The organism is Daejeonella sp., from assembly GCF_044348475.1.
Taxonomy (GTDB): Bacteria; Bacteroidota; Bacteroidia; order Sphingobacteriales; family Sphingobacteriaceae; genus Daejeonella.
In genome coordinates, this window is sequence record NZ_JBIKSU010000035.1 from 1 (window position 1) to 20,769 (window position 20,769).

At 35.6% G+C, this 20,769-nt stretch carries 17 protein-coding genes; 11 read left to right on the forward strand and 6 right to left on the reverse strand.

Translation table 11 applies throughout. The features are described from left to right. The 3 genes from ACIQZ6_RS08230 to ACIQZ6_RS08240 form a co-directional block, all read left to right on the forward strand. Positions 1–283, forward strand: a 283-nt coding sequence (locus tag ACIQZ6_RS08230) for a polysaccharide deacetylase family protein (protein WP_395810003.1), incomplete at its 5' end; no start/stop codon positions are given. 63 nt (positions 284–346) lie between these two features. Then, positions 347–859, forward strand: coding sequence for a DUF2911 domain-containing protein (locus tag ACIQZ6_RS08235; RefSeq protein ID WP_395810005.1), 513 nt, complete (start codon positions 347–349; stop codon positions 857–859). Positions 860–935: 76 nt separating this feature from the next. Then, positions 936–1,838 (forward strand): alpha/beta hydrolase, encoded by a 903-nt coding sequence (locus tag ACIQZ6_RS08240; RefSeq protein ID WP_395810007.1) that lies wholly within the window; start codon positions 936–938, stop codon positions 1,836–1,838. Between the two features lie 15 nt (positions 1,839–1,853). Here ACIQZ6_RS08240 and ACIQZ6_RS08245 read toward each other — a convergent pair whose 3' ends face one another. After that, positions 1,854–2,306: a 3-oxoacyl-ACP synthase gene (locus tag ACIQZ6_RS08245; RefSeq protein ID WP_395810009.1), complete on the reverse strand. Its 453-nt coding sequence runs from the start codon at positions 2,304–2,306 to the stop codon at positions 1,854–1,856. Positions 2,307–2,601: 295 nt separating this feature from the next. On the opposite strand from ACIQZ6_RS08245, the gene ACIQZ6_RS08250 reads away from it, so the two are divergent. Continuing rightward, positions 2,602–4,230 (forward strand): ABC-F family ATP-binding cassette domain-containing protein, encoded by a 1,629-nt coding sequence (locus ACIQZ6_RS08250; RefSeq protein WP_395810011.1) that lies wholly within the window; start codon positions 2,602–2,604, stop codon positions 4,228–4,230. Between the two features lie 69 nt (positions 4,231–4,299). Here ACIQZ6_RS08250 and ACIQZ6_RS08255 read toward each other — a convergent pair whose 3' ends face one another. The 4 genes from ACIQZ6_RS08255 to ACIQZ6_RS08270 form a co-directional block, all read right to left on the reverse strand. After that, the gene (locus tag ACIQZ6_RS08255) at positions 4,300–6,210 is read right to left on the reverse strand and encodes a beta-N-acetylhexosaminidase (RefSeq protein WP_395810013.1); all 1,911 of its coding nucleotides are present in this window, start codon (positions 6,208–6,210) and stop codon (positions 4,300–4,302) included. A gap of 220 nt (positions 6,211–6,430) precedes the next feature. Then, on the reverse strand, positions 6,431–7,348 hold the full coding sequence (locus ACIQZ6_RS08260; protein ID WP_395810015.1) for a PepSY-like domain-containing protein: 918 nt from the start codon (positions 7,346–7,348) through the stop codon (positions 6,431–6,433). 165 nt (positions 7,349–7,513) lie between these two features. Continuing rightward, positions 7,514–8,011, reverse strand: a complete 498-nt coding sequence (locus ACIQZ6_RS08265; RefSeq protein WP_395810017.1) for a peptidylprolyl isomerase — start codon at positions 8,009–8,011, stop codon at positions 7,514–7,516. A 38-nt stretch (positions 8,012–8,049) separates the two neighbouring features. Further along, on the reverse strand, positions 8,050–10,086 hold the full coding sequence (locus tag ACIQZ6_RS08270) for a thioredoxin domain-containing protein (protein ID WP_395810019.1): 2,037 nt from the start codon (positions 10,084–10,086) through the stop codon (positions 8,050–8,052). 130 nt (positions 10,087–10,216) lie between these two features. On the opposite strand from ACIQZ6_RS08270, the gene ACIQZ6_RS08275 reads away from it, so the two are divergent. Next, positions 10,217–11,314, forward strand: coding sequence for a mandelate racemase/muconate lactonizing enzyme family protein (locus tag ACIQZ6_RS08275; protein WP_395810021.1), 1,098 nt, complete (start codon positions 10,217–10,219; stop codon positions 11,312–11,314). Between the two features lie 53 nt (positions 11,315–11,367). On the opposite strand, the gene ACIQZ6_RS08280 is transcribed toward ACIQZ6_RS08275, so the two are convergent. After that, positions 11,368–12,738, reverse strand: coding sequence for a dipeptidase (locus tag ACIQZ6_RS08280; RefSeq protein ID WP_395810023.1), 1,371 nt, complete (start codon positions 12,736–12,738; stop codon positions 11,368–11,370). Positions 12,739–13,116: 378 nt separating this feature from the next. Here ACIQZ6_RS08280 and ACIQZ6_RS08285 point away from each other — a divergent pair, with 378 nt between their 5' ends. The 6 genes from ACIQZ6_RS08285 to ACIQZ6_RS08310 all read left to right on the forward strand — a co-directional run. Then, entirely contained in the window at positions 13,117–15,387 is a 2,271-nt protein-coding gene (locus ACIQZ6_RS08285) for an ATP-dependent helicase (RefSeq protein ID WP_395810025.1), read from the forward strand. Positions 15,388–15,450: 63 nt separating this feature from the next. Further along, on the forward strand, positions 15,451–16,128 hold the full coding sequence (locus tag ACIQZ6_RS08290) for a DUF4290 domain-containing protein (RefSeq protein WP_395810027.1): 678 nt from the start codon (positions 15,451–15,453) through the stop codon (positions 16,126–16,128). Positions 16,129–16,278: 150 nt separating this feature from the next. Then, a complete protein-coding gene (gene murA, locus ACIQZ6_RS08295) occupies positions 16,279–17,604 on the forward strand; it encodes a UDP-N-acetylglucosamine 1-carboxyvinyltransferase (protein ID WP_395810029.1) in 1,326 nt (441 codons plus the stop codon). A 345-nt stretch (positions 17,605–17,949) separates the two neighbouring features. Beyond that, complete coding sequence (locus ACIQZ6_RS08300; RefSeq protein ID WP_395810031.1) at positions 17,950–19,233, forward strand: NAD(P)/FAD-dependent oxidoreductase; 1,284 nt, start codon at positions 17,950–17,952, stop codon at positions 19,231–19,233. Positions 19,234–19,250: 17 nt separating this feature from the next. Next, positions 19,251–20,558 carry a 4Fe-4S binding protein gene (locus ACIQZ6_RS08305; RefSeq protein ID WP_395810033.1) on the forward strand — a complete coding sequence of 436 codons (1,308 nt, stop codon included), beginning with the start codon at positions 19,251–19,253 and terminating at the stop codon, positions 20,556–20,558. Between the two features lie 11 nt (positions 20,559–20,569). Then, on the forward strand, positions 20,570–20,769 hold a 200-nt coding region (locus ACIQZ6_RS08310; RefSeq protein ID WP_395810035.1), incomplete at its 3' end, for a glycosyltransferase.

Below are 20,769 nucleotides of genomic sequence, written 5' to 3' on the forward strand. Positions count from 1 at the left end.
GAATGTTAAAAAATACCAGGGTGATGATTGGATTACACAGATTGAAAAACCAACCAAAACGCTAAAAGAGATCACGGGTAAAGATGTCAAGTATTTTGCCTACCCATTTGGTTTGTGGAACAAAGAGGCAATTCCTGAATTAAAGAAACGGGGATTTACCTCAGCATTTATTCTTGCCGAAAAGAGGGATGAAAACGATCCACTATTTACAATCCGAAGAATCATTGCAAGTGGCTATTGGAATACTAAAACACTTCATAATAGCATTGTAAAAAGTTTTTAAATCTTAGCCTTAAAGGATTTATCCTGTGTTAAACCATTATATTAGTTAACAAATAAAAAAAATATGAAAAAAATAGTACTACTAAGCCTTATCGCTGGGTTATTCACTACGTTTAATGCATCTGCTCAGCAAGATAAAAGCAAAAGAGCAAGTCAACCGGCAATAGTATCCCAAACTTTAGGATCTGGTGCCCAAATTTCAATTGATTATAGTCGACCTTCAATAAAAGGCAGATCTATGAATGAACTTGCCCCAGCTGGGAAAGTTTGGAGAACCGGCGCCAATGAAGCCACAGTGTTTGAAACAAGTAAAGATGTAAGTATCGATGGTCAAAAACTTTTAGCTGGAAAATATAGCATCTATTCAATTCCAAACGAAAAAGAATGGACTATTATATTTAACAAAACCTGGAAGCAATGGGGAACTGTGTATAAAGAAAGTGAAGATGCTTTACGCATAGCTGTAAAACCTGGTAAATCAAAGCAATTTGCTGAGATGATGACATTTGAAATTGCTAAGAATGGAAAAGTTTCATTAATGTGGGCAGAAACTCAAATTGATTTTAAAGTGCAATAAAAATTATAACTATATTGAAGGGCCTAAGTGTTAAACTTAGGCCCTTTTTTATGTCCTTAATTTCCGTGCACCTACTATGAAAGTTATTCATTTACTATTTTTTCTTGTTCTAACATTTTCTTTCTTTTCTTCATGTAAATCAGATTCCTCTAAATCTGAAACTAGCACTATTGATTACTTATACACTGATTTTAAACCTGACGAATTGTATCCTGCAAGACAGGTAGAGCTACAAATTAAATCGTCAGGTTCAACTATGTATGGCTTTGCCTATACTGCGAATGGGCAAGGGCCACACCCAACCATCGTACTTCTACATGGTTTACCTGGCAATGAACGAAATCTAGACATCGCACAAAATATGCGACGGGCAGGTTTTAATGTGATTTATTTCAACTACCGCGGTACCTGGGGTAGCAAAGGTGAGTTTAAATTCAAAAACACAATCGATGACGCGAGTGCTGTGGTTAACTACTTAACTGACAGCCTAAACAGGCTAACCCTAAAGGTTGATACTGAAAAAATTGCATTTGTAGGCCATAGCATGGGAGCAGGTATTGCCTTAATTGCAGGATTAAAAGATCCTAGAATAAAAGGAGTTTTTGCCATTTCAGTTTTTAATCCCTACACACTTTTACAGGGCGAAAATGCAGAAGGCAATTTAATTGGCCTTAAAGAATATCTATTGACTCTTGGAATGCATAATTGTGATCCTAACCAATTTCTTAATGATATTTTAAATGATATCGATCAATATAATATTGAGAAGATGATCGAAAAATCAAAGAAACCCATAATGGTTTTGGATGAGCATATGAATAATTCCAGTTTCACCAATTACAATAAAAGTGAAACATTTCAATATAAGATCTGGAATACTGATCATGCCTTTTCAAACAGACGAATTGCATTGACTAAAGAGATTGTTAATTGGATGAACAAAAATGTTGTTCAGAAAAAACTAAAGGAAAAAAATTAAAATTATTTTTAAGAATTAAAAAATCGATTCTATAACAATAGGCTTACCATTGAAATCAAATTGATATCCAATTTTCTGTCTCATTAGTTTTAAACCGATAGGTGAAACTGCAGAAATTGCAAAATAATTGATTCCATCTACCTGTATCTGACCCCGACTTATACTGATATAAAACTTACCAAAATTAGTTATGACCAAGCTTCCAGAATGAATTATTTCTGAAACCTGATGATTTTCAATCTGTTCAAGAGCAAGCCTCATTTTTTTTGCTTCTTCTAACTGTTTCCTGTTCCTGTCAATTTCTTGCTGCATCATTTCTCGACCGGTTTCGAACTTATCACCTGCACTACTCTTGGTGTCATCATTTGCCGAAGATCGGGCATCTTCAATGGCAAGTTGAGCGGTATTTATGCATTCTTCTACATAGTGTAGGCACTGTTTAAACAATTCTTCTTTAATCCTAATCATTTGTACAAAGAAGCATATTATTTAAATAAATGCACAGTGTTTGACATGCTTTGTGAATAAAAAAAATGATTCCTCCAGCAATTGTTAAGCGGATAATCTCAATTATAAATGAAATGTGAACCTTCTTGAACCAGAGCGATGAAAAAATCAGATCAAAAGCATACTAACCAAGGCCTATAGATAAAGCCAAAACTAGGGTAATTAATAACATGAAAACGTAAATTAACCGACAAGAAGGCCGTTTAAATTTCATATACCACTGAAAATCCGTAGCTTTGCACTTTATCAATTATTCATGATTACAGTATCAAATCTTTCTTTACGTTACGGCAAGCGAACTCTTTTTGAAGAAGTAAACTTGAAATTCACTCCTGGAAATTGCTATGGCATTATTGGAGCAAATGGAGCCGGTAAATCAACCTTTCTTAAAATACTTTCTAAAGAGATTGACCCCTCAAGTGGCTCAGTTTCATTCACTCCAGGTGAAAGAATGGCGGTTTTAACTCAAAATCACTATGCGTTTGATGAATTTACTGTGATTGAAACGGTAATGATAGGACATAAAGAATTGTATAGCATCATGAAAGAAAAAGATGCGCTTTATGCAAAAGACGATTTTTCAGAGAAGGATGGCGAACGAGCAGGTGAATTGGAGAATTTATTCGCAGAAATGGATGGATGGAATGCTGAGAATAACGCAGCAACCATGCTTAGCAATTTGGGTATTAAAGAAGAATTTCATTATAATTTACTTAAAGATCTAGATGGCAATCAAAAAGTGAGAGTTTTATTAGCTCAAGCTTTATTTGGAAAACCAGATATTCTATTGCTCGATGAGCCTACCAATGATTTAGATATTCAAACTATTGCCTGGCTCGAAGATTTTCTTGCATCCTATGAGGGAATCATTCTAGTAGTTTCGCACGATAGGCACTTTTTAGATACCGTTTGTACCCATGTAGTGGATATTGATTTCAGCAAGATGAATATCTATACTGGAAATTATACGTTCTGGTATGAATCAAGTCAGCTTGCGCTGAAACAACGCTCTGATCAGAATAAAAAGACAGAAGAAAGAGTCAAGGAACTACAAGAATTCATTCGTCGATTTAGTGCTAACGCATCTAAGTCTAAACAAGCAACTAGTCGTAAAAAGGCATTAGATAAAATTAATATCGATGAGATAAAACCATCCAATCGTAAATATCCAGGTATCATCTTTAATCACCAGGGTAGAGAAGCCGGTGACCAAATCCTTCAAATAGAAAATCTGAAGAAAGATTTAAATGGTGAAACATTATTTTCTGGAATTAATCTAATGGTTAATAAAGGAGATAAAATAGCCATTCTATCTGAAAACAGTTTAGCTACTTCTGCATTTTATGATATTCTTAGTGGCAGAGATTCTGACTATAAAGGTTCATTTAAATGGGGTGTAACAATAAATATTGCAGATATCCCTAATGATAATTCAAACTATTTTACAACAAAAGATACAAACCTGATAGATTGGTTACGAGATTATTCAGAAGGAGATAAAGATGAACAGTTTATCAGAGGTTTTTTAGGTCGAATGTTATTTTCTGGCGAAGAGGTATTGAAACAATCTTCTGTACTTTCGGGAGGCGAAAAAATGAGATGTATGTTTTCACGTATGATGCTGCAGCAAGCCAATCTTTTGATGTTTGATGAACCCACTAACCATTTAGATTTGGAATCTATCACGGCTTTAAACAACGGAATGAAAGATTTTAAAGGGGTGATTTTATTCACATCAAGAGATCATGAATTGACTGAAACTGTTGCAAACCGCATTATTGAATTAACTCCAAGTGGAATTATTGATAAACTGATGACCTACGATGAATACATTAATAGCGATGCTGTAAAACAACAACGCGAGGAACTCTATTCTTTAGCTTAAATCAGATTTCAACTACTTCTAAAAAAGCCGGGAAATTGTTTAATTCACCGGCTTTTTCATTTCAAAAAATTACAATCTTGCGCGCCTTTTTAAATCTGCGATAGGCATAGTCAACATCCTACCAATAGGTACTTTATCTTTATAAGTAATCAGCTTTAGTTGTTTAGCATCGATAGGTGCAGTTAATGTACCCATATACTTAGGATAAAATCTATCTGGAAAAGAATTATCAAAACTGTAATAAATATCAAGCCCTTCAATTTCCAGACTAAGATCAATAGTGAGTTTATTATCGAATGCTTTACCCACCTTAACTATTGGATCATAAACGGCTGGCGAATATTTTGTTTCAGAAAAATCAAACCGCTTAAAGTGTTCTTCAACCCTTGAAAAGAATTCAGGCCAGTTCTTCTTATCCTTTGGCGACCACACAGATTCTGCGATTGCAAATGCTCTAGGCCAAGTCATATATTCAGCCTGTCGAATTGTATATACCTGTTCGGTCCATAAATTAGCCTGCCCCCCTTTGATATACTGCGGATCTACTCCTTCTGGAACAGGTTCAAATTCATAACTCTTATTTAAACGGAGCGATGCATATACCCTTGGCTCTGAAATAACATCAGACTGCATATAATCGAGGTAAGCATAGGCGGTAGGGCTCATAACAACTTCATGCTTATTTAGGGCAGCTTCAAGTCCATATTTCATTCCGCGCCAACTCATAACAGCGGTAGTAGGGCTCACCCCTCCTTCTAGCACTTCATCCCAGGCCATCATTTTTTTTCCTTTAGATTCAACAATCTTTTCAACTCTTCTGGTAAAATATCCCTGCACTTCAGCTATATTTTTAATGCCTTCTCGAGCCATCAACGCTTTAATTTGTTCGTTTTTTTGCCAGAAATTAATCGGAGCCTCATCGCCACCTAGATGAATATACTCAAATGGAAAAAGTGTTGCCAGTTGAGAAATTACAGTATCCATAAAACTATAAGCGAGTTCATTTGCCGGGCAAAGTGTATTGTCTAACAAAGCTTTTGGTGGAGCCCCTCCAGACCAATCCATGATTTTCTCGCCCGATCTAACCTTATAATTAACAGCAGCTGGGGTACATGATAATTCGGGATATGAAGCAATTGCTGCAAGGCTATGACCAGGAACATCTATTTCAGGTAGTATTTCTATAAATCGATCTTTGGCATAACGCACCAGTTCCTTGATATCTTCCTGGGTATAAAATCCGCCATAGTTACGTGGCTCATTTGCTGATGGAGGAATAAAGTCGCCAAATTCACCTTCTCTTTTTACATTCCATGCGCCAATTTCGGTTAATTTTGGGTATCCCTTTATTTCAATTCGCCAGCCTTCATCATCGGTAAGGTGCAAATGCAATACATTATACTTGTACTTCGACATGGCATCGATGTATTGTTTCACTTCATCTTTAGTGAAAAAATGTCTTGCCACATCAAACATTAAACCCCGCCAACCCAGTTTAGGAAAATCTTGAATCTCAACAATTGGAACCATCCAATTAATATTTTTGACTAGCGTCTTACTTTCAATTTGGTTTGGAAGTAGTTGGAGCAATGTTTGAACACCATAAAATAATCCAGCAGGTTTATTGGCTTTTATTTTAATTCCTGCAAGAGTAACCGAGAGCGTATAGCCCTCTTTTCCCAGTTGACTATCATCGTTATCATTCAACAACAATTGTATTGTTGCCCCGTTTGAACTAATCGCAGAACTTACCTGATTGCCGGTTGGCAATGATAGTCTTTCACTAAGAATTGAAATTGTTCTAAATAGCTCTGGCGAATCTGGTGCATGAATCAAAATTTCTTTTGGAAAGATAAAATGACCAGATCCTTTTAAAATATGAGCCGGTTGAGGAATAATAGAAATACTGTTGGTAGTTACCTGACTGTTTGCACTAAATGAGAGTAAAAAAAAGAGTAAAAAAAGAATTTGTTTGTTCATTAATACTAAATATTTGTTTGTCGGATAATAATAACTAGCTAATATCAATCAGAATTTAACCATTTAAATTCAAATCAGAACATGCAATTTATATAATTATACAAATATTTATGAGGTAAATGCACACAGAAAGTGATTTTAGAGGCAATTGCAAAAACTGGAATACTAAAAAAAGCAGCTACCCTAGAGGAAGCTGCTTTTAAAAATAACTAGTAGTTACTTATCTGATTGTAACCGCTTTTACAAATTGTCCGTTAGCATCAAAATGGATTGCGTATTTAGTCAGGTTGGCATCAATTAATACCAGATACCCTTTGATAGCGCTATTTGTTTTTAATTCAAAAGCTTTCTTGAAAACATAATTAGGATAGGTAGTAGTCAAGTAAGTTGTTGCACCAGCTGGTAAAGCAGATGCTTCAATAGATCTTCCTTTTGCAGGCGAAGCTGGTAAATCAGTTCGCTTAATGAAACTATTCGTAGTGCTAAATGCAGTCGCAAAATAAGTTACATTTTTACTAATTACTACCATACTTTGATCCTTATTAACAAAAGCATGAACTAGTGTATCGGCTGAGTAGGTAGTAGTCATATAAGTCTTAATCAATGCAGGAATAGCACTTATTGCAATAGTGTCGCGTTGCTTTCCATCTCTGTTATCAAAACAACCCCCAGCATTCCAACCACCACGGCCTTTCATGTTACGGCCTTCTCTTTGCTCCAGTACCTTAACAAAAGCTCCGGCTGCATCAAATTTTAATGCCACGGGCTTAGCATTAAACTGAAAAACAACTACAAAACTCTCAACAGCAGAAGTTGTTTGATTTGCAATCTTAAAAGCCTTTTGAAAAGTAAAACCAGAGTAGTTGGCACTAAGGTAAGTTGTAATAGTGGCAGAAAGGGCTGATAATTCAATAGCTGTTTTCTTATTACCCTTTTTGCAAGCTTCCATTGCATACAAACTGTCGGATGTATTCCCAAAACCAGAAATTGCAGATGTACTGGCAATAGTTATGGCTTCAAGTTTTGCAAATTCAAGTTCATTGTCTAATGAAATGTTTTCTTTTTTACAAGAGCCTAGGCTCAATAAGGCTACACTTAATACAAGTAAAGCGCTTTTGATTAGTGGATTTTTCTTCATGTTGTTTATTTTTTCTATAAAATTATTTTGCCAAGATGAAGAGAAGATGATTTTTTATATTTTTTTTCAAAACAGCTATTTAATACCATTTACGAGTTATAAAAATCTTTTAAAACAAAAAAGGGTATTGAAATTATCAATACCCTTTTTTAAAATTATGTTGTTTTAATGCGATTCATGACCATCAGCACCATGAGCATGTCCATGAGCTAGTTCTTCATCAGTTGCAGGGCGAACTGAAATAATTTTTCCGATAAAATGCAGATCCTGACCAGCCATAGGGTGATTTAAATCTACAATTACAGCAGATTCTGTTATTTCTTTCACTCTTGCACTAAATTGATGACCCTGGTCATCCTGTAAAGGCAAAATAGAACCGATCTCTGGAATTTCCATATCACCAAACATCTCTTTTGGAAGATCAGTGATTCTAGTTTCATCTTTCACTCCATACGCATCTTCAGCCTTAAGATGAAAATCATAGGAATCACCAATGTTCAGACCAGCTAAATTTTCTTCGAATTTTGGAAGCATCATTCCAACACCAAATAAAAAAACTAATGGATTTTGTTCATCTGCTTTTTCTACAAATACTTCCTGATCATTTTCTTTTGTGTAAAGATCGTACGTTAGCGCTACAACGCTGTTTAATTGAATTGTCATTTTTTAAAAATTAAGTAATTGACAGGCTAGGATTCTTTTTACCCAGCTCCCGGCGTTGTACTTGGGTTATCGATTTGTTTAATTGCGTCAATCACCTCAATTACAGGTAATAAACATGTTTTGTTTTGGCACACATAAATTTTTGTTTCTGAGGCCCATTTATCTTTAAGCAAAGGTAATGTTCCTGAAGAACCTCCCAAAAGTATTTTGTTAGGAATATAATATTTTTCTAATTCCATTCTTTTTTCTTCGGCCGTAATTCCTGTTATAGCAATTTCATAGACTCCAAAAACATGGTATAATAATAAGGATGCCCAATTAGAATACCCAGATCCATAGGTTTTGATTTGAGGATGTACATTTCGCAACATTTGTTTAGAAATGTTTAAATACTCCTTATGATCATAAAAATGGCCCATTTTAAATAAATTATGAGCCATCATTGAATTAGAAGATGGTATTACATTATCAATTATTTCCTGTTTTCTAGCAATTAACTGCTCACCTGACTTTGCAGTATAAAAGAACATGCCACTTTTTTCATCATAAAATTCTGAAATCGCATTTTCGGTAAGCTGTTTTGCAATTTGAAGATACGTTTCATCAAAACATGCTTCATAAAGTCCGATCAAACCATCAATAACAAAAGCATAATCATCAAGAAAAGCTACTGAATGATCTGCTTGCAGTATATCTGGATTATAAACCCGGATCAGTTCATTTGAATTGATTAGCTTTTTACAAATAAAATCAGCACTTAGTTTTGCAATTTCAAGAAATTTAGAATTTCCAAAAACCCGGTACGCATCTGAGTAAGCTTTCAACATCATCCCATTCCAGGATGCAAGAATTTTATTATCCAAACCAGGGCGAATACGAGAAGAACGAGCATCAAGGAGTTTAGATTTGGCCAGAGTAATCTTGCTTTCTAATTCAGTAACTGAAATACCTAATTGCAATGCGAGGTCAGTATTTTCGAATTTCCGATTAAAAACATTAGTACCTTCTTCAACCCAATTTCCTTCTTCGGTCACTTGATAGAAAATACTGAACAGGGCTTCTTCATCTCCTAAAATTGTCTTTATTTCATCCTTCGTAAAAGAATAAAATTTTCCTTCTACACCTTCACTATCGGCATCAATGGCAGAATAAAATCCGCCCTCTGCAGAGGTCATTTCTCTTTCAATAAATTCTAAACATTCAAAAACAACATGCTTATAAATTGGGTCAGGCGTATATTGAAATGCTTCTGAGTAAAGCGATACGAGTTGTGCATTGTCATATAACATTTTCTCAAAATGAGGAATATGCCATCTTCCATCAACTGAATACCGAGCAAAACCACCACCTATCTGATCATAAATTCCGCCAAATGCCATTTTTTGTAAAGTAACACGACTGGCGGTATGTGCCACATCATCACTCATTAAATGTGCATAACGCAGCATAAATTGCCAGTTGTTGGGGAGCGGAAATTTGGGGATACGATTATAACCGCCTTCTACCAGATCAAATGAACGCTTCCATGTATCAAAAATAGCTGAAACATCTGCTTTAGAATATTCTACTTCTTCTGCAATTTTAACAAGAAGTTCACTCTTATTGATTCCTTCAGTTAGCCTTACAGCATAAGCAACTGCTTCGTCAGGTTTTTGTTGCCAGTAGTCGGCAAGATTTCTCAAGAGGCTTTTCCAATCTTCCTTTTTGAAATAGGTGCCTCCGTAAATTGGACGCTGATCGGGTAAACAAAAACAATTTAATGGCCAGCCACCACTGCCAGTCATTAATTGAACGGCATCCATATAAATTTGATCAATATCGGGGCGAACCTCACGATCTATCTTAATACAAACAAAAAACTTGTTCATAATATCGGCCACGTCTTGGTCTTCAAAGCTTTCATGCTCCATAACATGACACCAATGACAAGCAGAATATCCGATACTCACTAAAATAAGTTTATTTTCATTTTTAGCTTTTGCTAAAGCTTCTTCACCCCATGGAAACCAATCTACAGGATTGTTTGCATGTTGCAGAAGATATGGCGATGTCTGATTTTTTAGTCTATTTGACATTTCATTCTATTTAAATACAAAAATAATCATTTACCATTCCTATTGGGCAAAATACTTACTGAGTATTGTTATTTGAGCCTTTTTTTATAGAATTATTTCCCTGGTCAGACATAAAGTGCTAAATTTCGCCATGAAAATTACCCATCTAGATATATACAGATTTAGTATTCCAATGGAGCCTTTTGTAATTGCAACTGGAACAATGGATTATGCTCAGAATGTATTCATTCGTGTTCATACCGATACAAATCTATATGGTGTTGGAGAATGCTCTGCTTTTCCAATGATTGTTGGAGAAACTCAGGAAACTTGTTTGGCTATGGCCAAAGATTTTGCAAAAATCTGGAAAGGGAAAGATGCCCTTGATATTGCTGCTCGCCTTCAAGATCTGCATAATTACTCTGCACACAACCCTACTATTAAAAGTGCATTTGATATGGCACTCTATGACCTTGCAGCTAAAAACCAGGATCAACCACTTTATAAATATCTAGGTGGATTAAAGAGATCCATTGAAACAGACATGACCATAGGAATTGGTAGTCCGGATGAAATGGCTTTGCTAGCAATTAAATATAAACAGCAAGGAGCAAGCATATTAAAGATAAAACTTGGCAAGAAACCTGCAACAGATATAGAAAGAATACGAAAAATACGAGAGGCTGTAGGAAATTCCATGATCATACGTATTGATGCAAATCAAGGTTGGACATTTGATGAAGCATGCTATTGTTTAAATGAGATGAGTAAGCTCGATATCGAATTTTGTGAACAACCCATGCGTACTTGGTATGATGATTATTTACCTGAATTAAGAAAAAAGACCTCAATAAAAATCATGGCTGATGAAAGCTGCTACACTCATCATGATGCTAGAAAGCTAATTAACTCAAATGCCTGCGACCTAATTAATATCAAGTTTGCCAAATCTGGTGGTATACATGAAAGTTTAGAAATTCATCAGATTGCACATGAGTTTGAAGTTCCCTGTATGATTGGGAGCATGCTTGAAAGCAGGATTGCGCTAAGTGCAAACTTACATTTTGCATATGCTTGTCCGAATATTAAATACTTCGATCTAGACACATGTCTGCTTGGCCATCTGGCAGATCCGGTGGTAGGCGGAGTAACTTATCAGGGGTTTTATCTTGACATTCCAGATACTCCTGGAATAGGAGCTGATGCAGATGAAGATTTTTTGAAAACCTGCGAAATGTGGAGAATTTAAATTAATATCTCATTCCGGGCAGCATTCCCAAAATGAGATAGTAAGAACCCGTTTTATTTGCTTAGCTCAGCAAAGTATTTATGGAAAAGTGGAATAGTTTCTATTCCCTTATAAAAATTAGCGATGTCATATTTTTCATTCGGTGAATGAAGATTATCACTATCCAAACCAAAACCCATTAAAACAGTTTTTATACCTAATTCCTTTTCGAATAAAGCTACAATTGGTATACTGCCACCACCTCGGGTTGGTATTGGTTCTTTGCCGAATGATTCTAAAATTGCTTTTTGTGCGGCTTTGTATGCGATACTATCGGTTGGCGTTACAACAGGTTCTCCACCATGATGAGGGGTAACCTTCACTTTTACACTTTTTGGGGCAATACCTTCGAAGTGGTCTTTGAACAATTTAGTAATCTTATCTGATTGCTGATTAGGAACAAGACGCATTGAAATTTTAGCGAAGGCTTTTGAAGGCAAAACTGTTTTAGCACCTTCACCGATATAACCTCCCCAAATTCCATTTACTTCTAGCGTTGGGCGCGTACCCGTACGTTCTAAGGTTGTATACCCTTTTTCACCCCATAACTCATCAACTTTAAGGTCAATTTTATATTCATTCTCATTGTATGGAGCTTTATTTAGCATTTCACGCTCTACGGCACTCAACTCTAACACATCATCATAAAAACCAGGAATAGTAATATGATTGTTTTCATCATGCATGGATGCGATAAGTTTTGCAAGTATAGTTGCTGGATTTGCAACAGCACCTCCATAAACCCCAGAGTGTAAGTCGCGATCTGGCCCGCAAACTTCAACCTCAACATAAGAGAGTCCACGTAAACCGGTTTCTAGAGAAGGATGTTCTAAGCTGATCATAGAGGTATCAGATATTAACACTACATCTGCTTTTAATCGTTCTTTATTGTTATTAACAAAAATTCCAAGATTACTTGAACCGACCTCTTCCTCACCTTCAATCATGAATTTTATATTACAAGGAAGCGTATTTGTACTCATCATCAGCTCAAAAGCCTTTACGTGCATGTAGAATTGACCCTTGTCATCGCAGGCACCCCGAGCATAAATTTTTTGATCTCGTATTGTTGGTTCAAATGGCGGGGTTTTCCATAATTCAAGAGGATCTGGCGGCTGAACATCATAATGCCCATAAACCAAAACCGTTGGAAGTGATGCATCTAGAATTTTCTGACCATAAACTATTGGATAACCCGCTGTAGGACAAATTTCTACCAAATCAGCTCCAGCTAACTTTAGCTTTTCTGCTACAAACTCAGCAGTTTTGAGCATTTGATCCTTATATTTTTGATCTGCACTAATAGATGGGAATCTAAGCAGCTCAAAAAGTTCATCTAAGAAGCGTTGCTTATTGTCATTAACATACTTTCTTATGTCTTGCATATCATTGGTTTTGCTACAAAGATATAAATCTAATTGTAGCCAAAAACTGGTTCAAAAAAAATCAGTAAATAAATAATCAGTATAAACTATATACTTACTGGCTACAGAATATGGTATAGAAATTTGAACGCTTGAATTTATTTTTAGGAATGATTCATGTTAAATGCCTAACCTATGTGGCTTAAATATTAAAAATAACAGTTTTTGGAGTTAGTTTTGCTTTGCCCCTATTCACAATTCATCAGTTTGAATTTCAATTAAATTAGTTCAGCTCATTTTTTATTGAATTCAAGTTCAATGGTATAGAAATTCTACACAAACCGAACCCTCAAATCTCAAATCTCTTTAGTAATTTAGCAGAAAAAACAGGTATAAATTTTGGATTATTTAGATGGATTAAATCCTTCCCAAAGGGCAGCAGTTGAGCAGACCGAAGGTCCGGTTATGATAGTGGCAGGTGCAGGATCTGGGAAAACGCGGGTAATTACCTTCCGCGTAGCACACTTGATCAGAAAAGACGTAGATCCATTTAATATTCTGGTACTTACTTTTACAAATAAAGCTGCAAAAGAAATGCGGGAACGCATTATGAAAGTAGTTGGCGAGGAAGCCAAAAACATTTGGATGGGCACCTTTCACTCGGTTTTTGCGAAGCTTCTTAGAGTAGAATCAACAAAAATTGGTTATCCAAGTAACTTTACAATTTATGATACTGATGATAGTAAAAGTTTGATAAGAACCATCATCAAAGAAAAGCAGCTTGATGAAAAACTCTATAATGTCAATTTTGTTTACAATCGCATTTCATCTTCCAAAAATAACCTAGTATCTCCAGCTGCATATTTACAAAACGCTCAAATTCAGGCTGAAGATTTTTCAACCGGACGGGGAAGCATCGGTGAGTTATACCAAATATATGCGCAAAGGTGTTTTAAGTCTGGTGCAATGGACTTTGATGACCTTTTATACAAAACCAATGTACTTTTAAGAGAACATCCTGAGGTTTTATATAAATACCAGAATAAATTCAAATATTTAATGGTAGATGAGTATCAGGATACCAATTATTCGCAATACCTCATTGTAAAAAAACTTGCCGCAAATAATGAAAATATTTGTGTGGTTGGCGATGATGCACAAAGTATCTATGCTTTTCGAGGTGCGAATATTCAGAACATACTCAATTTTGAAAAAGATTACCCAGACCTGAAAGTATATAAACTAGAACAGAATTATCGGTCTACACAAAATATTGTCAACGTAGCTAATAGCATTATTGCAAACAATAAAAATCAACTTAAAAAGTCTGTTTTTTCTGAAAATGAAACCGGCGATAAAATAAAAGTTTGCAGAGCCTTCAGCGATAATGAAGAGGGTAAAATAGTTGCTGAAGCAATTGCGCAGGAACAAGCTTTAAAAGGCTCCAAATACCATGATTTTGCCATTCTGTATCGTACAAATGCTCAGTCAAGAGCAATGGAGGAAGCCCTTAGAAAGTTAAATGTTCCATACAAAATATATGGTGGTCTATCATTTTACCAACGTAAAGAAATTAAAGACCTAATTGCTTACTTCAGATTGACATTCAACCCTAACGACGAAGAGGCAATAAAAAGAATAATAAATTACCCTCGCCGTGGTATTGGAGATACAACCATTGAGCGAATTATGATTGCAGCTGATCAAAATAATATGACCTTATGGGAAATTATTTGCGAGGCCCCCAAGTATCTTGACTCCCGAAGCGCTGGCGCAGTTGCAACTTTCGCATTACTTATTCAAAGTTTTCAGGTAATGACAAAAACTCATTCCGCTTATGATACAGCCTTGCATATTGCACAGCATTCAACCCTTCTTAAAGATCTGTATTCAGACAAATCAGTTGAAGGTTTAAGTAGGTATGAAAATATTCAGGAATTACTAAATGGTATCAAAGAATTCAGTGAACGTGAAGATATTGAAGATAGAGGTCTTGACATTTTCATGCAAGATATTGCGCTCCTGACCAATGACGACAATGATAAAAATCCGGATGCCGATACGGTATCATTGATGACCATTCATTCAGCAAAAGGATTGGAGTTTGATAATGTTTTTGTTGTTGGACTTGAAGAGAATCTATTCCCATCCCAAATGTCTTTAAGCTCAAGGGCAGATCTAGAGGAAGAACGCAGGTTATTCTATGTTGGAATTACCCGTGCTGGTAAAAAACTTACGCTTTCATATGCAACATCACGTTACCGTTGGGGAACTTTAACCAGCTGTGAACCGAGTCGGTTTATAGAAGAAATTGATGCCGGCTACCTTGAACTTGACTTTAAACAAGCACCCAAAAAATCGGATAATCCATTCTTGGGCGAAGAAGGGTCAACTTGGCAACAAAAAGAAATGTTTAGTAAACCTAAACCATTTTCTTCAGTAAAAACAAGTTCAATTTTACCCAAAGCACACGTACCTAGCGAAGGCTTCAGCCCTTCTGATACATCGGGATTACAAGTTGGAATGGAAGTAGAACATGAACGATTTGGTTTTGGAAAAGTTATTCAAATGGAAGGCAACAAACCAGACCTAAAAGCAACAATATTCTTTAAAGATTTAGGACAGAAGCAATTATTGTTAAAATTTGCTAAATTGAAAATTATAAAATAAAAACAAAATCGCAATTTAAGGCATATAAACTGCATATTTGTACCTCCAAATAATACAATTACAATGACATTCGATTATAATACCACAAGGAAAAAATTAATATTAGCCGAATATGGACGTAATGTTCAAAATATGGTGAAATATATTGTTGATTTACCTACCAAGGATGAAAGAAATCGTTATGCTCAGGTGGTTATTGATTTGATGGGTTTTTTAAACCCTCATCTTCGTGATGTAGCTGATTTTAAACATAAATTATGGGACCATTTACATATCATTTCCGATTTCAAAATTGATGTTGATTCGCCCTATCCCAAACCATCTGAAGATGCTATTAGGTTTAAACCTGCTCCTTTATCTTACCCTCAACAACGTATTAAATATAAACATTACGGTAAAACAGTTGAGTTAATGATTAGCAAAGCTAAAGCTATTGAAGAACCAGAGCGCAAAAAAGCAATGGTACAATCGATTGCTAATTTCATGAAAATGGCCTATGTAACCTGGAATAAGGATAGCGTTGCTGATGAAACCATTATAAAAGATCTTCGTGAAATGTCAAATGGAGAACTTCAACTTGAAGAAAATGTTAACCTTCAGCGAGTTGAGGTAAGACAAGTTGTTTCTCCAAGCAGACAACGGAATTCGAACCAAAATAAAGGAAGACAAAATACTAACCGGAATACTCCTGGAACTAATCGCCAAAGAACAAACAATTCTGGTGGTGGCAAACGTTACTAATTTTATTCTGAAAAATAATTCAAATAAGATCACAGCATTGCCTTTGTTAAAAACAATTCAATTTCATTTTATTAAAGGAACAAAAGCTAGTTTTTGTAAATTAGTGCTTTGTCTAATATCTAATCAATTATATAAAATCTCGCAGTACAAATGAACGCATTTGAAATTGTTGGTGGCAAGCCACTAAAAGGTGAAATAATACCTCAGGGCGCAAAAAACGAAGCATTACAAATCATTTCGGCTGTTCTTCTTACTGAAGAAAAAATCACAATCAGTAATATCCCCGACATCAAGGATGTTAATAAACTGATCGAGCTGATTGGCGACCTTGGTGTAAAAGTTGAACGTCTAAGTAAAGATACCTATACATTTGAGGCCAAGAATATCAATCTAGATTTCTTTCAATCTGAATCATTCAGAGCAAAAGGAGGCAGTTTAAGAGGCTCAATAATGATTGTTGGCCCATTATTGGCTCGTTTTGGCAAAGCAGCTATACCGAAACCAGGTGGTGATAAAATAGGGCGTAGAAGACTTGACACACACTTTCTAGGTTTTGAAAAACTAGGTGCTAAATTTATCTATGACAAGAAAACGAATTTCTTTAATGTAGATGCGAGTAATTTAAAAGGAGCATATATTTTACTTGATGAAGCATCGGTTACAGGCACTGCCAATGTTGTTATGGCTGCAGTTTTAGCGAAAGGAACCACAACCATTTATAACGCTGCATGCGAGCCTTACCTACAACAATTGTGCAAAATGCTTAACCGCATGGGTGCAAAAATTACTGGGGTTGGTTCTAACTTACTTAACATTGAAGGTGTAACCAAACTCAGTGGCACAGAACATCGTTTATTGCCCGATATGATTGAAATTGGATCATTCATCGGTCTTGCAGCCATGACTGAATCTGAAATAACTATTAAAAATGTTCGCTTTGAAGAACTCGGAATGATTCCAGAGGTATTCAGAAAGCTAGGTATAAAATTTGAATTAAGGGGCGACGATATCTTTATTCCGGCACAAAAACATTATGAAGTAGAGACCTTCATTGATGGATCAATTATGACTATTGCCGACGCCCCTTGGCCTGGATTCACACCAGACCTCTTAAGTATCATGCTTGTAATAGCAACTCAAGCAAAAGGGAATGTTTTGATTCACCAGAAGATGTTTGAAAGCCGTTTATTCTTTGTCGATAAATTAATTGATATGGGTGCCCAAATTATTTTATGTGACCCACATAGAGCAACAGTAATAGGCCTTGATAAAAAAGTAAAACTTCGTGGCATAGAAATGACTTCGCCAGATATCAGAGCTGGTGTATCCTTACTAATTGCGGCTCTTTCAGCTCAAGGAACTTCTATAATCTATAATATCGAACAAATTGAACGCGGTTATCAGGATATTGATATCCGCCTCAGAGCCCTAGGTGCTGATATTAAAAGGATTGAAGCCAGTGCTAAAGGGCATTAAGTCAACGGTTTAAAACCAATTACGGGAAAAGACATTTTTAACAATGATCTTTAATCAATTCTTTATCGCTTTTTTTTAACTAGGAAAAAATTTAATACTGGGTAGATTTCTAATTTATGCCTAATCGAGTAAATTTATAGTAGTTATCGACCGTCTAATTCAGAAAATATATAATTCAGGCAATGAATTCATACTCCATAATTAGGCGATAGCATTACAAAAAAAATCGGCTGCTTAAAATTTCTAAGGTCCTAAACAGAGTTAGTCAATCTGATTATAGATGGTTTTCCGTATACTCGTACTATTGCTTAGACATAACTCAAAAAAACGCATCAATTACTATTCATGAACATTATCATAATAGGAAACGGCATTACTGGTATTACCTGCGCCCGAAATATACGCAAGAAAAACTCTGATGCCACAATTACTGTGATCTCTGACGAGAGCGAGCATTTCTATTCTCGTACAGCCCTCATGTACATTTATATGGGTCATATGAAGTATGAAAATACAAAGCCCTATGAGGATTGGTTTTGGAGCAAGAACAGAATAAATCTTATCCAAGCAACTGTCAACTACTTAAACACAGTAGATAAATCTATTGAATTAGAGGATAGCAGAATCTTAAATTATGATAAACTAGTTTTAGCAACTGGTTCAATTCCAAATAATTTTGGATTCCCAGGCGAAGATTTAAATGGTGTTCAGGCACTTTACAATCTTCAGGATTTGGCGAAAATGGAGAAAAACACAAGTAACATATCTTCAGCAGTGATTGTTGGCGGAGGTTTAATTGGCATAGAAATGGCTGAAATGCTCCATAGCCGCAATATTTCTGTCACTATGTTAATACGAGAAAATGCCTATTGGGCTAACGTATTACCAAAAGAAGAAGCACAATTAATTGGAAATCACCTCCATAAACATGGAATTACACTAAAATTCAATACAGAACTCAAAGAAATAAAAAGTATCGATCAGCTTAGTGTACATAGTGTTGTAACCAAACAAAATGAAACTATTGATTGCCAATTTTTAGGAATAACAACAGGAGTTAAACCCAATATTAACTTTCTTAAAAATAGTAGTATAGAAATAGAAAAAGGAATATTAGTTAATGAATTTTTAGAAACCAATATCCCAGATGTTTTTGCTGCAGGCGACTGTGCTCAGTTTCGTTTTGCAAAAACCGGAGAAGCCCCAATTGAACAGTTATGGTATACCGGTAAAATGCAGGGTGAAACATTAGCCAATACAATATGTGGCTATAAAACAACTTATGATCGTGGAATTTGGTTCAATTCAGCCAAATTCTTTGATCTTGAATTCCAAACTTATGGAAAAGTTCTAGCTGAAATTACCCCTGAACAAGAGAGCTTTTACTGGGCACATGAAAATGGTAAAATTTCATTCAGGGCCAATTATAATAAATCAGACAGAAGCATAATTGGGTTTAATTTTATAGGAATACGGTTCAGACAAGTGATAGCTGAACAATGGATACGCGAGCAAAAAGAAATAGAATATGTTATAGATAATCTTAAACAGGGTTGGTTCAATCCTGAATTTTCGGATGCCCATGATAAAAAAATAGCAAAATCTTTTAGCAGTAACCCTATAAATTGATCATTTTTAAATAAAAAATGCAAGACCATTCCTTATCAATAGCAAAGCCCACAGAAGGCCTTCTTTCACAAAAGATAGGAACTAGCCTTATTGCGGCTGCACTACTTTGTGCAATAATAGCTGCATTTGGTCAGGGTGAAACTCAGTCTGCACTCTTTTTTTGGTTAATAATAGTCTTCATTTTTGCAGGAGGAATTATTTTTTCAATCCCCTATTTTAAAGGAATACCGGGTATAAAGAACAATGGCATTATGCATAGTCCAGCAACAAATCGGGGTGGCATAGCATGGGGAATTGGGATTTTGATGACTGGATTTTACATCATTCTATATTGGTTTCCCCAATATTTGGAAGGATTGATCAGAACTATGGATCCATTGAGTAATATACTTAGAAACAAAGCATCCGACCAGTGGTTTTTATACGGCACATTGTATACCCTTGCTGTGATCATTATGGGCATTCGTTTTATAGGTAAGTATAGATCGAACAGATACCAGGTATTGAGAACGCTATCAGTTATGTTTTTCCAACTTGGATTTGCATTCTTACTACCTGCATTTTTATTGAAATTGAATCAACCTGAATTCTACTTTTCCTATTTCTGGCCATTAAAATATTCCTATTTATTTCCAAATGACATCAATTACCTAATCCAATCAGGAAATATTGGAGTTTTTATGGTTTTTTGGGGGCTTGTCATGACGTTTATTGCCACACCAATTTTAACCTATAATTATGGCAAACGCTGGTATTGCTCATGGGTATGTGGTTGTGGTGCCTTAGCAGAAACATTAGGTGATCCTTATAGACAAAATTCAGATAAATCACTCAAAGCATGGAAAGTAGAACGCTGGATGGTTCATTCTGTACTGGTTTTCGTTACCTTAACCACCGCTTTATTATGGTTAAATTCATGGAAAAATGGCACTATCCTTGGTGATGCATCCGGATTGTTTTCACAATGCTATGGTTTTCTAATAGGCTCAGTATTTTCTGGCGTGATTGGAACAGGATTTTACCCAATTATGGGATCAAGGGTTTGGTGTCGTTTTGGTTGCCCTATGGCAGCAATTCTAGGATTATTTCAACGATTCAAATCAAAATTCAGGATTACAACAAATGGGGGTCAGTGCATTTCATGCGGTAATTGCTCAACTTACTGTGAAATGGGAATTGACGTAAGAGCATACGCTCAAAAAGGCGAAAATATAATACGCGCGTCATGTGTGGGATGCGGAATATGCTCAGCTGTATGCCCTAGAGGGGTTCTTAACCTTGAAAATTTAGCTGAAGAAGGAAGATTTGAATCTTACAAGCGATAGGAAGATAAATAATGTATTCTGAGAACAAAAAACCAGCAGTATATGTGATCATACCGGCATTCAACGAAAGCAAATCAATTGCTAAGGTTTTAGCAGATATTCCTGATTTGGTCAATGAAACGATTGTTGTTAATAATGCGTCAACTGATGATACTGAAACCATCGCAAAAGAGCAAGGTGCAACTGTTTTAAGGGACCATCGAAATGGCGA

Coding starts and splice junctions, on each gene's coding strand:
- ACIQZ6_RS08235 (WP_395810005.1), top strand. CDS start 347: ATGAAAAAAATAGTACTACTAAGCCTTATCGCTGGGTTATTCACTACG.
- ACIQZ6_RS08250 (WP_395810011.1), top strand. CDS start 2,602: ATGATTACAGTATCAAATCTTTCTTTACGTTACGGCAAGCGAACTCTT.
- ACIQZ6_RS08270 (WP_395810019.1), bottom strand. CDS start 10,086: ATGTCAAATAGACTAAAAAATCAGACATCGCCATATCTTCTGCAACAT.
- ACIQZ6_RS08275 (WP_395810021.1), top strand. CDS start 10,217: ATGAAAATTACCCATCTAGATATATACAGATTTAGTATTCCAATGGAG.
- ACIQZ6_RS08265 (WP_395810017.1), bottom strand. CDS start 8,011: ATGACAATTCAATTAAACAGCGTTGTAGCGCTAACGTACGATCTTTAC.
- ACIQZ6_RS08260 (WP_395810015.1), bottom strand. CDS start 7,348: ATGAAGAAAAATCCACTAATCAAAAGCGCTTTACTTGTATTAAGTGTA.
- murA (WP_395810029.1), top strand. CDS start 16,279: ATGAACGCATTTGAAATTGTTGGTGGCAAGCCACTAAAAGGTGAAATA.
- ACIQZ6_RS08300 (WP_395810031.1), top strand. CDS start 17,950: ATGAACATTATCATAATAGGAAACGGCATTACTGGTATTACCTGCGCC.
- ACIQZ6_RS08255 (WP_395810013.1), bottom strand. CDS start 6,210: ATGAACAAACAAATTCTTTTTTTACTCTTTTTTTTACTCTCATTTAGT.
- ACIQZ6_RS08280 (WP_395810023.1), bottom strand. CDS start 12,738: ATGCAAGACATAAGAAAGTATGTTAATGACAATAAGCAACGCTTCTTA.
- ACIQZ6_RS08290 (WP_395810027.1), top strand. CDS start 15,451: ATGACATTCGATTATAATACCACAAGGAAAAAATTAATATTAGCCGAA.
- ACIQZ6_RS08240 (WP_395810007.1), top strand. CDS start 936: ATGAAAGTTATTCATTTACTATTTTTTCTTGTTCTAACATTTTCTTTC.
- ACIQZ6_RS08305 (WP_395810033.1), top strand. CDS start 19,251: ATGCAAGACCATTCCTTATCAATAGCAAAGCCCACAGAAGGCCTTCTT.
- ACIQZ6_RS08245 (WP_395810009.1), bottom strand. CDS start 2,306: ATGATTAGGATTAAAGAAGAATTGTTTAAACAGTGCCTACACTATGTA.